This window comes from Streptomyces sp. 2114.4, from assembly GCF_900187385.1.
GTDB classification, from domain to species: Bacteria; Actinomycetota; Actinomycetes; order Streptomycetales; family Streptomycetaceae; genus Streptomyces; species Streptomyces mooreae.
Map to the genome: position 1 here is coordinate 548,242 of NZ_FYEY01000001.1, position 12,978 is coordinate 561,219.

Genomic DNA, 12,978 nt, shown 5'->3' on the forward strand with positions numbered 1-12,978 from the left:
GATGGGTCCTTCTCAGCGGGGACGGGCAGTGCGGCAGGACATCGGGCGGCCCGGAAGAGCGGTCCCGGGCGGGGCGCCGGAGCGTTCGGACGCGCCGGGTGCGAGAGAGCGGGGAGTCGCACCCGGTGGGTCCGCGGCAGGCCCGATTCAGGCGGTGACGGTACGGCGGGCCGTGCGGCCGGAGATCTGGACGCGGTCGATGGCGCCGCTCTCCGGGTCTCGCACGAAGCGTCCGCCGGGATGGCGGCGGCCGGACGCGGGATCCACCAGGTCACAGGTCAGATCCGGATAACAGACCAGAGGCGCGGGGGTGTCGCCGTTCACCGTCAGCGTCAGGGAGCCGTCGGAGTCTGCCGCGATCCGGTACTCGACGGTGCCGTTGTGGTAGGTCCCGGCGCACTGGGGAAGTGCGACGGCGCGGCCGCGCTCGGGCGGGCGCGTGGCCGAGGGAACCTGCACTCCGGTGATCCGGTCGAGGTCTTCGGCCAGTTCGTGCCACAGCGCGGTGCCGTTGTTGGCGTTGCTGGTGAAGGCGACCACCGTGCCGCTGTCCGGTTCGGCCCGCAGATGGCAGGAGGTGCCCTGGGCGTTGCCGTCGTGTCCGCACCACTGCTGGGCGCCCTGCTGGAAGAGGGCGAGGCCCAGGCCCCATGCGTCCGCCAGAACGCCCGGGGCGGCGCCCGGTACGGGGCGGCGCATCTCCTCGGCGGCGTCGGGTGTCAGCACCGTGCGGGGGCCGTGCCCGATCAGGGCCCGGCCCAGAGCCACCAGGTCGAGCGCGCTGGCCAGCAGGGCGCCCGCCGGGGCCTCCACCGGCGCCAGGTTCTGCTGCACCGCAAGCACCCGGCCCGAGGTCGGGTTCACGGAGTGGCCGCGGGCCACCGGACGCGCCGGCGCGCGGTCGCCGAGGAAGGCGGGCACGGTGCCCAGGGGCTCCAGGAGCAGCGCCCGCACGGCTTCCTGCCAGGGCATGCCCGTCACCGTTTCGATCAGCCGGCCGGCGGCGACATACCCGGCGTTGGAGTAGGAGAAGCCGCTGCCGGGCGCGCACACCGTGTCCCGGCCGGAACAGTGCGCGGACAGGTAACGGGCGGGCGTCAGTGCCGCCGCGTCGTCCGAGTCGGGCCCGGTCGGGAGCCCGCCGGTGTGGCTGAGCAGCTGCCGTACGGTGAGGTGCGGCGCCCGCCGCAGCTCCGGCACATGTGTGCCGACGAGGTCGGTCAGCTCGAGGTCACCGTCGTCGGCCAGGAGCTGGACCACCGCGGCCGTGTAGGGCTTGGTGACGGAGCCCAGCGGCACCGCCGTGTCCGCGGTGAACATCTCGCCGGTGGTGACGTCCGCCTCGCCCGTCTGGACGGTGTATGTCACCGAGTCGACCTGCACGGCGAGTTGGGCTCCTGGCACCTGGTGGGTGCGCGCGAGCGTGTCCAGACGCTCTTGTAAGAGGCGTCGTATGTGGGTCGGCTGCCGGCTCGCGACCTGAGCACTCGAAGCATGCGGCATGAGAAAGGAACTCCCGGAACTCGAACTCACGGGGGTTGGCGCGCCTGCCTGCCGTGACGGCAAACCCGCGCACGGCGCGGACGGACCAGCCCCTGGGCCTGATCGCCGAGGGAACTCGGCAACCGATCTCCTCGCGTGCGCCCGGCGGTTGGTGCCGGGCACGCTCTTCACTGCGAACGGCGCTATGCCCTCCGCACCTCCACCGGCAGACGACGTGCACTGACGATGACGGCCGGATTCTGGAACTCGACCTCACGGCGGCTCGGGATGGTGAGGCAGGAGAAACGGTCCAGCAGTTGCCGGAGCGCGATGCGTGCCTCCAGCCTGGCCAGGGGTGCGCCGAAGCAGAAGTGAATGCCGTGGCCGAAGGTCAGGTGCGGGTTGGGGCTGCGCATCACGTGAAAGGTGTCGGGGTCGGTGAACCGTGCCGGGTCGCGGTTGGCGGTGGCCAGGTGGGCCATCAGGATGGCGTCGGCGGGGAGGGTCCGGCCGCCGAGCTCGACCTCACGGGTGGTGCGGCGCCCCAGTTCGGGGAAGGGCGGCAGCCAGCGCAGCACCTCCTCGATGGCGTCCGGCAGCCGGCCGGGTTCGGCGCGCACCTGCGCGGCGGCCTCGGGGTGCTCGTCGAAGCTGAGCACGGCGTTGCCCAGCAGGGCGGTGGTGGTGATGTGCCCGGCGACCAGCAGCAGGGCCACAAAGCCGACGATCTCCTGGTCCGCCAGGCGTACGCCGTCCACTTCGGCCTGCAGCAGCCTGCTGGTCAGTCCCTCGCCGGGATGTTTCCGGTGGTGGCGGATGTGCTCGAGGATGTAGCCGTTCATCTCGCGCACGGTGGGGGCGATGGAGTCCAGTGCGCGCTCGATATCGCTCATGTCCAGCGATTCGCCGATCTCGTCCCCGCCGAAGAGCGTGCCCGCCCACTCCTGGAACAGTCCGCGGTCAGCGGCCGGCACACCGAGCAGCTCGGCTATCACGAGGATGGGCAGCGGGTAGGCCAGCGCGTCCACCACGTCGAACCGGTCGCGGTCCCCGACGGCATCGAGCAGTTCCGCCGTGATGGCGTGGATCCTCGGTTCGAGTCCGGCAACGACCCGCGGGGTGAACGCCTGGCTGACGAGGGTGCGCAGCTTGCGGTGCTCCGGCGGGTCCATGCCGACGAAGTTGCCCTGGCGGAAGGTCTCGAAGTCCGGCTGGGTGGGGGTCAGTCCGGAGAAGTCCGAGGAGAACGTCGCCGGGTCGGCGAGGACCGCGGCCACGCTCCGGTGATCCAGCACCTGCCAGACGTTCTGCCCCTCGTCATGGCGCACGGGATCGGTCTCGCCCAAGCTACTCCACCGGCCGACCAGATCGTCGAAGACGAAAGGTGCCTCTTTCAGTTCGTTGCTGGTCACCGGTTCTCCCTGAAGTACGGGTCCGGGAGGGTTCGTTCCTCCCCGGCGGTTATGCGCTGGACTGATCGGCGGCCATACCCCTCGAAAAGACGGAGCGCCGCATGACGCAACAGGCTTACTATCACAGCCCTTTCATGACCTTGATTGCCTTCGGATTAATTTTGTACTTCCTGTGCAAGAATTGGCGAAGCCGGGTTCGGCACACGGATTCCAGCACGGTGTCGCGGCATCCCGAAAAGGGCATCAGGATCTCCCGACGGCATGAACACCCATAGGGATACGCGAACATGACCACCGAAAGGCATGCCGATAAGGCCGCCGTACCGCTCCCGCGACGCATTGCCTGCGCAGGCCGATAAACCCCTGATTCCGCGTTACGTGTACGGCGCGTGGCGCGGTAGCACCGCCCTCACTCGCCGGGCTGCCGGTTCCTGCGGCGCCTGCATACCACTGCGGGTGCAATCAACGGCGACAGCAGCAGAAAAGCAGCCTCGGCGGCCGCCCGGTACACCCCCGCGCACCGACCGACGACTCACACGCAGCGAAGCCACCGCTGACCATCTCGTTACCACACATCCCCCACTGAAAGCCCCCACACAGGACACGTGCCAGGCGCCCCCACGCACGTAAAGGTGGGCGATCCGCGCACGAGTCAACGGCGCACCCGAAAGGCACGAGAGAAACGCAAAACACTACCGGCGGGTACAGTTTGATGTTGTCAACGCTCCGCGCCCCCGGGCGCTTTCACGCCAGTCCAGCTTGACCGACAGTCTTCACTCCCAGTCATACAATAGCAACCCCCTGCGGTTTGACTGAGCGTGATTTCTATACCCATTCACCTCTGCTCGCCAGTAGGCCGCGAGCGACCCCTGTTGCTCATGAGGCAAGCAATTTTCGACCGCCCGTTCGAACCAACTGCGGGGAAGTGGGTATTCAGCGCTTCCCGGAGAGCGGCAAGGCGCTCCAAGGGGGCCACTCTTCCCCGCCGCAGGATGATGCCACCACTGCTCCGCGGCAAGTGCCAGACCTTGGCAAACCACTGCGGGCAGAGCAAGCCACAAGAGCAGATCCGGGCCAGGGCCCAGGCCGCCACCGGCGTACCGGAAGGCGTTCGCCGGCGCCGCGCCCACCGCACAGCCGGGCAGGCCAGGCCCCGCATCCACCGCGCTCATCGGCCACGATGACCGGCCTCCGGGGTCGTTGACCGGCCAACGCCGCCGCCCGCTCGGTGGCTTGCTTTCGACGTCCGGTTAATTGGCTGGATTCCATGCCTTGCGGCCGATGCGAACGCGGCAGTAACCACTTCGGAGCCGCTTACCCGGAAAGAGATGACGTATTTGTTGCCGATGGGCAAGCAGTTGGTGAAGTCAGCGTCGAATATGCCCCGGCAGGGCGTGCCGCTCTCGGTCCGGGGCGGCGCGGGCCCCCTCGCGGGAGGCGGCAACCCCGCACGCCTGAAGCCGCGAAGGTCCGCACGCCGGCCGGACGACCCCGTCGGTGATGCCCCGGCGCGCCGGGAATTGCCGTACTTCGCCGCCGCGTTGTCGCCGGATAGCCGCTGCACGGTCAACTTGCCCTCGGAGGGACCCAGTTGCACCAAATACTTCCGGGCAGGGCGGCGGTGCGGCCCCGCGGCCGTGGTGCCACAGGTTCCGAACGAGCGGCGCGATGTGGGACAGTGAGGTGACGGAACAGCCTGGTTCGGCTCGTGAGTCTTGCTCACCCGGTGCTCCGAGAAGCGGGATGTGATCCCCGGCAGCTCCTGCCGTGGCGGCCCGCAACCGCCGGACCGCACGCGGCACCTGCCGTGTGCCCGCAGCGTTGCGGCTGCTGGAGACTGCCACCCCGACTCTTTGAGGGCATGATTCCTTTCACCATCAGCACCCAGTATCTGGACGACACCGTGCTGCTCATGGTCTGCGGTGAGATCGACCGCGCCTGCGAGCCCGCGTGTGACCGCGTCCTCGCCTCACTGCCCGCAACGCTGGCCGGGGTGGTCCTGGACATGCAGAACGTGCCGTTCATGGACGTGACGGGCCTGCACTTCCTGTGCGCCCTGCACCGCCAGACCGCCCGCCATGACACCCGTCTGCACACCCGCGGCTGGCAGGCACAACCGCGATACGTCCTGGATTCGGCCCTGCACCTCGACCTCCGGGGCGCCGACCTGAACACCGCGGTACGCGCGGCGCTCGACCTGCTGTAGAGGTCTCCCCCGCAACCTGCCTTCGTGGTCTGACGTCGCGGGGCACAGGGACGGCGGTCGCGGGCGGCGGTCGCGGGCGTGCCGGCGGAGCGGTCGCGCGCGTCCGCACGGGCCCTACGGCAGCGAAAAGCCGAGGGGTCCGGCCGGTCGGCGGTCCGGTCCCCTCGGCTTGCGGGACATCAGGTCACACGGTGGTCATGGGGCGGTCAGTGACCGCCCTCATCCACGACCGCGACCTCCTCGATGTTCTGTTCGATCGCCTCGGACGAGACCGCGGTGGCGCGGGCCCAGTAGTAGATGCCCAGCGAGAACGCCGTGATGACCACCATGTCCCACCACAGCGGAAGGTGCCCCTGGCCGCCGAAGCCGCCCTGCCAGGCGATGAGGCCCATGCCGATCAGGTACACCGGAAGCCACTGCGCGGCCTTCCAGTCCAGTCGCGGGGCGTTCGGCAGTCGCTTCTTCGTCGCGTACCAGGCGTAGCTGCCGAGCAGCACATACCCGATGATGATCGCCCAGCCGAGCCGCTGGAGAGTGTCCCAGCCGGCCCAGTAAATGATCAGGCTCGCGACGACGAAGGACACCGGCGAGATCACACCGCCGCCGGGCAGGCGGTACGGGCGCTCGTGGTGCGGCAGCCGGTTGCGGAAGACACCGAACGCCAGCGGCGCGCCCGCATACATCAGCACGCTCGCCGACGTGATGAAGGAGACCAGTTCCTGCCAGCTCGGGAAGGGCAGGAAGCAGATCACGCCGGTCACGAACGAGATGATCAGGCCGAACCACGGCACGCCGCGGCCGTCGGTCTTCTCGAACAGCCGGGGCGCATAGCCGTTCTTGCTGAGGCCGTAGGAGATGCGCGAGGTCGAGGTGGTGTAGATCAGGCCGGTGCCACCGGGGGAGATGATCGCGTCCGCGTAGAGGACCCAGCCCAGCCAGCCCAGGCCCACCACGGTGGCCAGGCCGGCCCACGGGCCGCTGATGCCCGCGTAGTCCAGCTTGGCCCACCCGTGCGCGAAGGAGGCCAGCGGCAGCGCGCCTATGTAGACCACCTGGAGAAGGACATAGATCACCGCGCCGATCACGACCGAGCCGATCGTGGCGCGCGGCAGGTCGCGCTTGGGGTTGCGGCTCTCCCCGGCGAGCTGGATGGCCTGCTCGAAGCCGAGCAGCGCGAAGATGATGCCGCTGGTGCTGATGGCGCTGAGCACACCCTTGGCCCCGAATGGGGCGAAGCCCTGCGAGGTGAAGTTGTGCGGGTGGAAGTTGGTCGCCGCGATGACGAAGATCGCCCCGAGGGGTACGGCGATCTTCCACCAGGTCGCCGCGCTGTTCGTGTGCGCCAGCACCTTCACGCCGAGGAAGTTCACCGCGACGAAGATCGCCATGAGGACGACCGCGACGATGAAGCCGCTCGTCGTGAGGGTCCCGTTGGCGTGCTGGAACCCCTGGGCCCACGACCAGTGACCGGCGTAACCGATCATGGCCTCGACCTCGATCGGGGCGACCGTCGCCGCCTGGAGCCAGGAGAACCAGCCGAAGGACATTCCGGCCAGGCCGCCGAAGGCGTAGTGCGGATACCGCGCCGTACCACCGGCCACCGGGAACAGGCCACCGAGCTCGGCGTGCACCAGCGCCAGCAGCACCACCGCGACCGCGCCGATGATCCAGGAGATCAGCGCGGCCGGTCCCGCCACCACCACGGCCTTCTGCGCCCCGTAGAGCCACCCCGACCCGATGATGGAACCGACCGACGCCCACATCAGGCCGATCAGTCCCACGTCCCTCCGGAGGGAGCCGGAGGTCCGTGCCCTCTCGGGAGCGATCTCGTCAACGCTTGCCATAGGAGGCCTTTCAAGACAGCAGTGGCTGAAAATTTGCCTCAGAGTAGGGAGCATTCACGGCCCTGCAAAGAGCCGTTGCCTGAATAGGGAGATTCCTTGAAGGAATGCATACCAAATTCACAGCCCGCCACTGTGGACATTTCGCGGGATTCCCTGATGGGCGGCCCCGGAGGCGGCGCCGGTAACAGAATGCGACCAGGAAATTACCCATCCGATTCTTCGAATCCCTCATAAATTTGGGGAAAAATTGAAGCTTGGAGCAGTAAGGGGAGCTTCGGGTCAGGTAATGGCACCCAGCAGGGCCTCTCGCGATCTTCGGAAGCCCTTCGACGGGCCGGCCGGAGTCGACGAGGAATCCGCCGGACATCACCCCGCGACATATCGCGACTGTCGGGCGCATGCCGCTCTCCCCGGCCCCTCGCTGTAGAGGTGGAGGGCGTAGCGGCGGTGAGCGAGGTCCGACGTGACCCGTTCGGCCTGAGCCGTTCGGTCTGACCGGTCCGGCTTGACGCTTCATTTCCGCGATCGAGCCACCCATAAAGCGCATTCTTGGGACGCTCTCAAGTGGTGCGCCGTGACAAGGCAGCTGACAGCGGGTCATATATCGCTACTGCGAGGAGAAGGCCGACGCGGTGTCGCCCTTCGCAGTAGGCCGAAAGGAACATGCCCATGCGCACTGCCCGCACCCTGTTCGCCTCAGCCGCCATTACCGCGGTATTCGCGGTGGGCGCGCCCACCGCGATGGCCTCGCCCGCGGCCGAGGTCGTCACCACGGTCAGCGCCACCTCGGCACACCATGACGACCACGGCCGGTCCTGCCACCACTGGTACGGCCGCCACCACCACATGTGCAGGCACCATCACCACAGGCACCACTACCGGCCCGTCGGCGGTACGCACACCCGCGGCGGCGCTCGGGTGGACGTCGGCCGCTAACGGCTGTCCCTGAGGGGCCGGGTTTTCGCACGGGGTGCACACAGCGGTGATCACCTCTCAGAAACCTTTGAGAGAAGCACCGTTGGGAAACGGGCGGCCGGCCCGTCGGCCGACCGTCCACCGGTGCGGATACGGAAATGCCGTGCACTCGTCTCTTGACCTTGATCGAGGGGCTCCTCGGCAAAGGGAGCCACCTTCGCGGCGGCTCGTCTCCGGCCATGCGCCGGGCCAGGTCAGACCCTCCGCGGGAAACTCCCCTGTTTCCCGCGGAGTTCTGCGGGCAGCGGAATGATGACGCCGACGAAAGGACCTCATCATGAGCGCCGTGGAGAAGGCGAAGGCCAAGGCGGAGCAGACGACCGGGAAGGCGGAAAAGGAAGTCGGCCGCACGGTCGGCAACGAACGTCTCGAAGCGGACGGCGTGGTGCGGGAATCCAAGGGAAACCTGCGCGACGCGAAGGAGAGCGGCAAGGACGCGCTCAAGGACTGACGCCAGGATTCCGTCATGAGTGGGTGGGCCACGTATGTCCGTGGTCCCACCCACCGCATGCGTGGTCCCACCCACCGCATGCGTGGCTTCGCGAGCCGGGACGGATTCCACGTGCGGAAGGGAGACGGCGCCATGGCCGGGGCCGTCGGCGATTCGCCGTGGCAGGCCATGGCTGATAGGGAGGTGGCATGAGCGAAATTCCTCCGGTTCTGACCGTTACCGCCATCAGTACCATCGGGGCTGCCGACGTTCATGACGAGAACGCGGACTCCTGGGTAGTGATCGAAACAGCCGAGCAGGGCCAGTTGCTGCTGAATCTGCCCGGCCCCCTCTATGACGCGGCTGTCCAGGCCACCAGGCTCCCGGCCGACCAGCCCGGCCCCGGCCGCCTGGCCCTCACCGACGAAGAGATCGCCGCCTACCGCGCCCATATCGCAGCGCTCTCCGACGCCGACCGGGGAGCCTGACGACGCTCAGGGACACTTCCGGGGCACGCCCGGGAGCATCCCTGGGGGTCGGCCGAGTGGCCGGATACCGCCTCTCGGCGCGGGGGCGCCGAAGCCGCCCGGCACGCCTGCCCCGGCCCGTCCGCAGTGGGCGTATCAGCCCAGGACGAGCGGCAGTTTCGCGGCCGACTCGCCGAGTTCGGCCCGCTCCCCCTCGGTCGGTGCCCGGCGCCCGGTACCGACCAGAAGTGCGTCCTTGTCGGTGAACGACGCGGGAACGCGGCGTCGGCGATCCGTTCCAGCATCGCGCGGGACCGGGCCAGGCCCTCCGCGGGCGGTTCCGTCGCGTCCGGGAGGTACGCGATCAGATCGAGGTGGTGCAGCGTCCATTCCAGGACGTACGCGGTGAGGTCTCGTCCACGGGGCGACGGTGCCCCCTGCACAGGGTGCCGGCAACCGGTCCACGGCCCCCGTGCGTCGACAGAGATATGTCGACCGTGAACACCCTTCTGCGGAAGGCTCTCCTCTTCGCCTGGCTGGAGACGCGCTGCTGTGCCTTCGCCATCGCCCTGCTGTCGGGCGTGGCCGTGTCCCAGGCGCTGCCGCAGCTGCCCATTGCCCGATATGACCTGCTGGTCGCCTACGGGGTGCTGCTGACCGCGGTGTTCCTGGCCTGCCGCTGGGAGAGCGGGCGGGACACCGCGGTCATCGCGGTGTGTCATGTGATCGGTCTGGCCTTCGAAGTGGTGAAGGTCGCCCTGGGATCCTGGAGCTATCCGGAACCGGCTGTACTGAAGTTCGCCGGGGTGCCCCTCTACGGCGGCTTCCTCTACGCCGCGGTGGGCAGTTATGTGTGCCGCGCCTGGCATGTGATGGATCTGGAGCTGAGCCGCTACCGCGCCGGAGCGACTTCGGTGGTGGCCGTGGCGATCTATGTGAACTTCTTCAGTCACCACTGGCTCCCGGATCTGCGCTGGCCCCTCGCCGCCGCTCTGCTCGCGGTCACCGCCGGGACACAGGTGAGGTTCACCGTCGGGCACACCCGCCACCGCATGCCCCTGGCGCTCGGCTTCACCCTGATCGGCTTCTTCCTGTGGCTCGCGGAGAACCTGGCCACCTACCTCGGCGCCTGGCGCTACCCCGATCAGCTGCACGGCTGGCAGCCCGTCGCCGGGGAGAAGATCGGGGCCTGGGCACTCCTGATCAGCGTGACCTTCGTCCTGGTCGCCTGGGCCAAGGGCAAGCGGACACCGAGGAGCACGAGCCCGGCCGGCGGTTCTCCACGTCTCCGCACTCCTGCCGCACGGAGGGCAAGCCCCGAGACCCTTACCGGCGCGGAAGGAGGGACCCCAGAGGCCCGAGATCGAGATTGAGGTCTTCGAGGCGCAGGCCGTGCTGATCGCACAGTTCGGTCATCCGCTCTTCGAGGTGCATCAGTGTCTCCCCGATCTGGTCCACCTGTGCGTCGCTGAGGTCTCCCTGTTCCACCCGGCGGATCGCCTGCCGTTCCATCAACTGCCGCAACAGCTCCACCACCGTGAGTACCAACGAGACGAGGTCGCGGCCCATCTGGTCTCGGTCGAGGTCGAATCTGCTCTCACCCGTGCCGGTGGGTTCGCTCATAGCGGCCCCGAGTCCGACCAGGGCGCGGGCACCCGTTCGCTGACCGATGACAGCAACGCGTGGAGGGAGAGCCGCACCAGGGGCACGTCCGCGATGGCGATGACCAGGTCCCCGCTGATGACGACCCCGGTGGCCAGGACGCGGTCCAGAAGGTCGACCAGCGGGACGCCGATGGGGCCGGTGAGCGGGCCCGGTGTTTCCCAGGGGACGGGGTGCCGGTCGGACACGGCTCACGCCTCCCCGACGAAGGAGTACGGGACCCAGGGACCCGACAGCTCGACCTCTGCTCCCGTGCGGTGCCGCAGGCCCGCCACCGCGTCCCGCAGTCGCTGCTCGCATACCGACGTCACCAGGTAGGTGGCGTTCAGGATCTGCAGGCGGTGCTTCTCCCCCGTCATCTCCGGACCGTGCGGGCGCAGCCGGCGGGCCGCGGTGGCCAGGCGGCTCAGCGCGGCATCGATGTCTTCGGCGGTCTGCAGCGCGCGGTCATGCCGGTGTTCTCGCGCCTGGTGCAGCCCCCGTTTCCGCTCCAGGTAGGCGCGGCCCGCTCCGCGTGGCGCCCGGCCGCCGGGCCGGAGAGGCGGGGCAGGTGCGGTCGCGGCGGGCGTGGGAGATGACGTGGGGAGGTAGACCTTCACCCCCCATTCGGCGTGGTCTTCGATACGTGCCAACACCGCGGTGAAGCGGTCCGCGTCCGCTTCCAGGGCCTGGCGCGCTCGCTCGTCCCCCCGGTAGAGCGTGGCCAGCGCCAGCGGTGCCGTGGGGCCGCAGACGGCGGCCGCGGTCACCACTTCGTGGTGAGCTCGTGCGCAGCGTTCCAGCTCCGCACGGTCCGACAGCCGCTGCTGCCATGCGTCCTCACTGAACTCGGCGGCGGGTACGTGCTGGACGACCGCCGTGAGGGGGCCGAACCGCAGACCGCGTACGGGAAAGCCTTCGGCGAGGCCGGCGAGCCCGCTGAGGACGGCCGGGTCGAGCTGCCGGCATACGGCGAAGACGTAGGTCGCGGTGGCTCCGTCCGGGGTGCCGGGCCGCTCCGCCGGCGTATCGCTGTCCGCCGCGTCCCGGCCGGTCGCGACGCTGTCCGCCGCGATCCTGCCCGTCATGTCTCCGTCCGCCGTACCCCTGCCCGTCATGTCTCTGCCCCTGCCCCTGCGGTGTCCTGTGGCCGGGCGGAGGGCGGGCCACCGTCCTCGCCGGACTCCAGTGCTTCCACGCGTTCACGCAACCGTTGGTTCTCCTGCCGCAACTCGCTTTGTGCCGCCTTGGAACTGAGCGCGGGATCGGTCTCCCACCAGTCGATACCGGCCTTCCTCGCCGTCTCCACCGACGCGACGAACAGCCGGAGCCTGATGGTCAGGAGCTCGATGTCGAGGAGGTCGATCTTGATGTCGCCGGCGATGACGATCCCCTTGTCCAGGACGCGTTCGAGGATGTCGGCGAGGTTCGAGGTCGTCGGGCCGTCGGCAGGAGGAGTGGCCCGTCTCTCATCGATGTCGGTCACGTGGTCGCTCCTTTCTCCACTTTCGCCGCGGTGTCTTCGCCGGCCCCGTCAGCTCGCGTACAGCAGGTCGAGCAGTTGCTCCTCTTCCCGTTCGAATGCCTCTTTGCCGAGGTGACCGGCTTCGAATTCGTGGTTCAGCGCGACGAGCCGGGCGCGGATCACGGAGGGGTCGTGCAGCTCGCGGTCGGCCGCCTGGGCGAGTTGGTCGGCCACCCAGACCACACCCCGCACGGGCGCGAGCGGCAGGGTGAGCACACCGCTGATCAGCCCCACCTCAACCTCCCGCCCTCGCCCTTGCCCGCGCCGCGAGCGGCCGCGGTTCGAGGAAGCTGTAGCAGGGCAGCGGGCCCGCCACCCGGAGTTCGACGCGCTCGCGGTGGTGCCCGGCCAGACGCTCCGCCTCCGCGAGGAAGCCGGCGCTGTCCCTCCGGTCCACCAGGAACGACATATTGACCTGGCAGCCGGAGACCTCCGGCCCGGCGGCGACCGCATGCGCCCGGGGCGTCAGCGCCCGCACGATCTCGTGCCCCGCTTCGGCGGCCCGGCGCGAGAGCGCGGCGGCCACCGCCTCACCGAGGCGCATGTTCGCCTCGTAGCCGGGCCGTCGGCGCACCGCCTCGCGCAGGCCGCGGATGGTGGCGTCCCCCGTGACGAGCGCGGCGAGGGAGTCGTCGGCAGGCATGGCCTTGACGTTGATCTCGACCCTTTCCGCGAGGTCGTCCAAGGCGGCCAGATGCTGCTCCTCGGCGTCCGAGAGCTGCCGGCGGACCACGGCCTCGTCCGGTGCGACCATGCCGAACCGCATGGGAAGGACGGGCCCGCTCTCGGCGAGAGCCAGCAACAGCTCCTGGTGTGCCATGAGGTCGCGGCGACGGGCACGCAGGTTCGGCGGCGCCGGGCTCACGACCGCGGCAACGCGCCCCTCGCCGATGCGCTCCAGCGCCCCCGGCGGATCTCCCACGCCGCGCAGGTGCGAGGGCAACGGGTGGCCGGCCCGGACGATGCCGTAGACGTAGATACCGTCGTCCGTCACTG

Annotated in this window: 14 protein-coding genes and 1 pseudogene; 5 read left to right on the forward strand and 10 right to left on the reverse strand. The window is 69.2% G+C overall.

Translation table 11 applies throughout. The features are described from left to right. Nucleotides 1–147: 147 nt before the first annotated feature. Together CFW40_RS02240 and CFW40_RS02245 are read right to left on the reverse strand one after the other, a co-directional pair. The gene (locus tag CFW40_RS02240; protein ID WP_088796133.1) at nt 148–1,503 is read right to left on the reverse strand and encodes a serine hydrolase; all 1,356 of its coding nucleotides are present in this window, start codon (nt 1,501–1,503) and stop codon (nt 148–150) included. Nucleotides 1,504–1,685: 182 nt separating this feature from the next. Further along, nucleotides 1,686–2,894, reverse strand: a complete 1,209-nt coding sequence (locus tag CFW40_RS02245) for a cytochrome P450 (protein WP_088796134.1) — start codon at nt 2,892–2,894, stop codon at nt 1,686–1,688. Between the two features lie 1,861 nt (nt 2,895–4,755). Between CFW40_RS02245 and CFW40_RS02250 the strand changes: the two genes are divergently transcribed. Further along, nucleotides 4,756–5,100: an STAS domain-containing protein gene (locus CFW40_RS02250; protein ID WP_088796135.1), complete on the forward strand. Its 345-nt coding sequence runs from the start codon at nt 4,756–4,758 to the stop codon at nt 5,098–5,100. A gap of 206 nt (nt 5,101–5,306) precedes the next feature. Here CFW40_RS02250 and CFW40_RS02255 read toward each other — a convergent pair whose 3' ends face one another. After that, complete coding sequence (locus CFW40_RS02255; RefSeq protein WP_176956597.1) at nt 5,307–6,944, reverse strand: APC family permease; 1,638 nt, start codon at nt 6,942–6,944, stop codon at nt 5,307–5,309. A 669-nt stretch (nt 6,945–7,613) separates the two neighbouring features. Between CFW40_RS02255 and CFW40_RS02260 the strand changes: the two genes are divergently transcribed. The 3 genes from CFW40_RS02260 (at nt 7,614) to CFW40_RS02270 (ending at nt 8,837) form a co-directional block, all read left to right on the forward strand. Next, entirely contained in the window at nt 7,614–7,880 is a 267-nt protein-coding gene (locus tag CFW40_RS02260; RefSeq protein WP_088796136.1) for a hypothetical protein, read from the forward strand. A 316-nt stretch (nt 7,881–8,196) separates the two neighbouring features. Next, nucleotides 8,197–8,370, forward strand: a complete 174-nt coding sequence (locus tag CFW40_RS02265) for a CsbD family protein (RefSeq protein ID WP_088796137.1) — start codon at nt 8,197–8,199, stop codon at nt 8,368–8,370. 188 nt (nt 8,371–8,558) lie between these two features. Continuing rightward, nucleotides 8,559–8,837, forward strand: a complete 279-nt coding sequence (locus CFW40_RS02270; RefSeq protein ID WP_088796138.1) for a hypothetical protein — start codon at nt 8,559–8,561, stop codon at nt 8,835–8,837. Nucleotides 8,838–8,972: 135 nt separating this feature from the next. On the opposite strand, the pseudogene CFW40_RS37780 reads toward CFW40_RS02270, so the two are convergent. After that, nucleotides 8,973–9,229: pseudogene (locus tag CFW40_RS37780) on the reverse strand (maleylpyruvate isomerase); the annotation flags it as partial. A gap of 75 nt (nt 9,230–9,304) precedes the next feature. Between CFW40_RS37780 and CFW40_RS02280 the strand changes: the two are divergent. Then, complete coding sequence (locus CFW40_RS02280) at nt 9,305–10,189, forward strand: DUF817 domain-containing protein (RefSeq protein ID WP_088796139.1); 885 nt, start codon at nt 9,305–9,307, stop codon at nt 10,187–10,189. On the opposite strand, the gene CFW40_RS02285 is transcribed toward CFW40_RS02280, so the two are convergent. Genes CFW40_RS02285 through CFW40_RS02310 form a run of 6 tightly spaced genes read right to left on the reverse strand, consistent with a single transcriptional unit; the run spans nt 10,143 to nt 12,976 of the window. Next, on the reverse strand, nt 10,143–10,439 hold the full coding sequence (locus CFW40_RS02285) for a gas vesicle protein K (protein WP_088796140.1): 297 nt from the start codon (nt 10,437–10,439) through the stop codon (nt 10,143–10,145). The genes CFW40_RS02280 and CFW40_RS02285 overlap by 47 nt on opposite strands. Beyond that, complete coding sequence (locus CFW40_RS02290; RefSeq protein ID WP_088796141.1) at nt 10,436–10,666, reverse strand: gas vesicle protein; 231 nt, start codon at nt 10,664–10,666, stop codon at nt 10,436–10,438. The genes CFW40_RS02285 and CFW40_RS02290 overlap by 4 nt, the downstream gene beginning before the upstream one ends. A 3-nt stretch (nt 10,667–10,669) precedes the next feature. Further along, a complete protein-coding gene (locus tag CFW40_RS02295) occupies nt 10,670–11,545 on the reverse strand; it encodes a GvpL/GvpF family gas vesicle protein (RefSeq protein WP_088796142.1) in 876 nt (291 codons plus the stop codon). A gap of 26 nt (nt 11,546–11,571) precedes the next feature. After that, a complete protein-coding gene (locus CFW40_RS02300) occupies nt 11,572–11,943 on the reverse strand; it encodes a gas vesicle protein (RefSeq protein WP_088796143.1) in 372 nt (123 codons plus the stop codon). 48 nt (nt 11,944–11,991) lie between these two features. Then, nucleotides 11,992–12,216, reverse strand: a complete 225-nt coding sequence (locus CFW40_RS02305) for a gas vesicle protein GvpG (protein ID WP_088796144.1) — start codon at nt 12,214–12,216, stop codon at nt 11,992–11,994. Between the two features lies 1 nt (nt 12,217). Further along, the gene (locus CFW40_RS02310) at nt 12,218–12,976 is read right to left on the reverse strand and encodes a GvpL/GvpF family gas vesicle protein (protein WP_088796145.1); all 759 of its coding nucleotides are present in this window, start codon (nt 12,974–12,976) and stop codon (nt 12,218–12,220) included. Nucleotides 12,977–12,978: the final 2 nt, after the last annotated feature.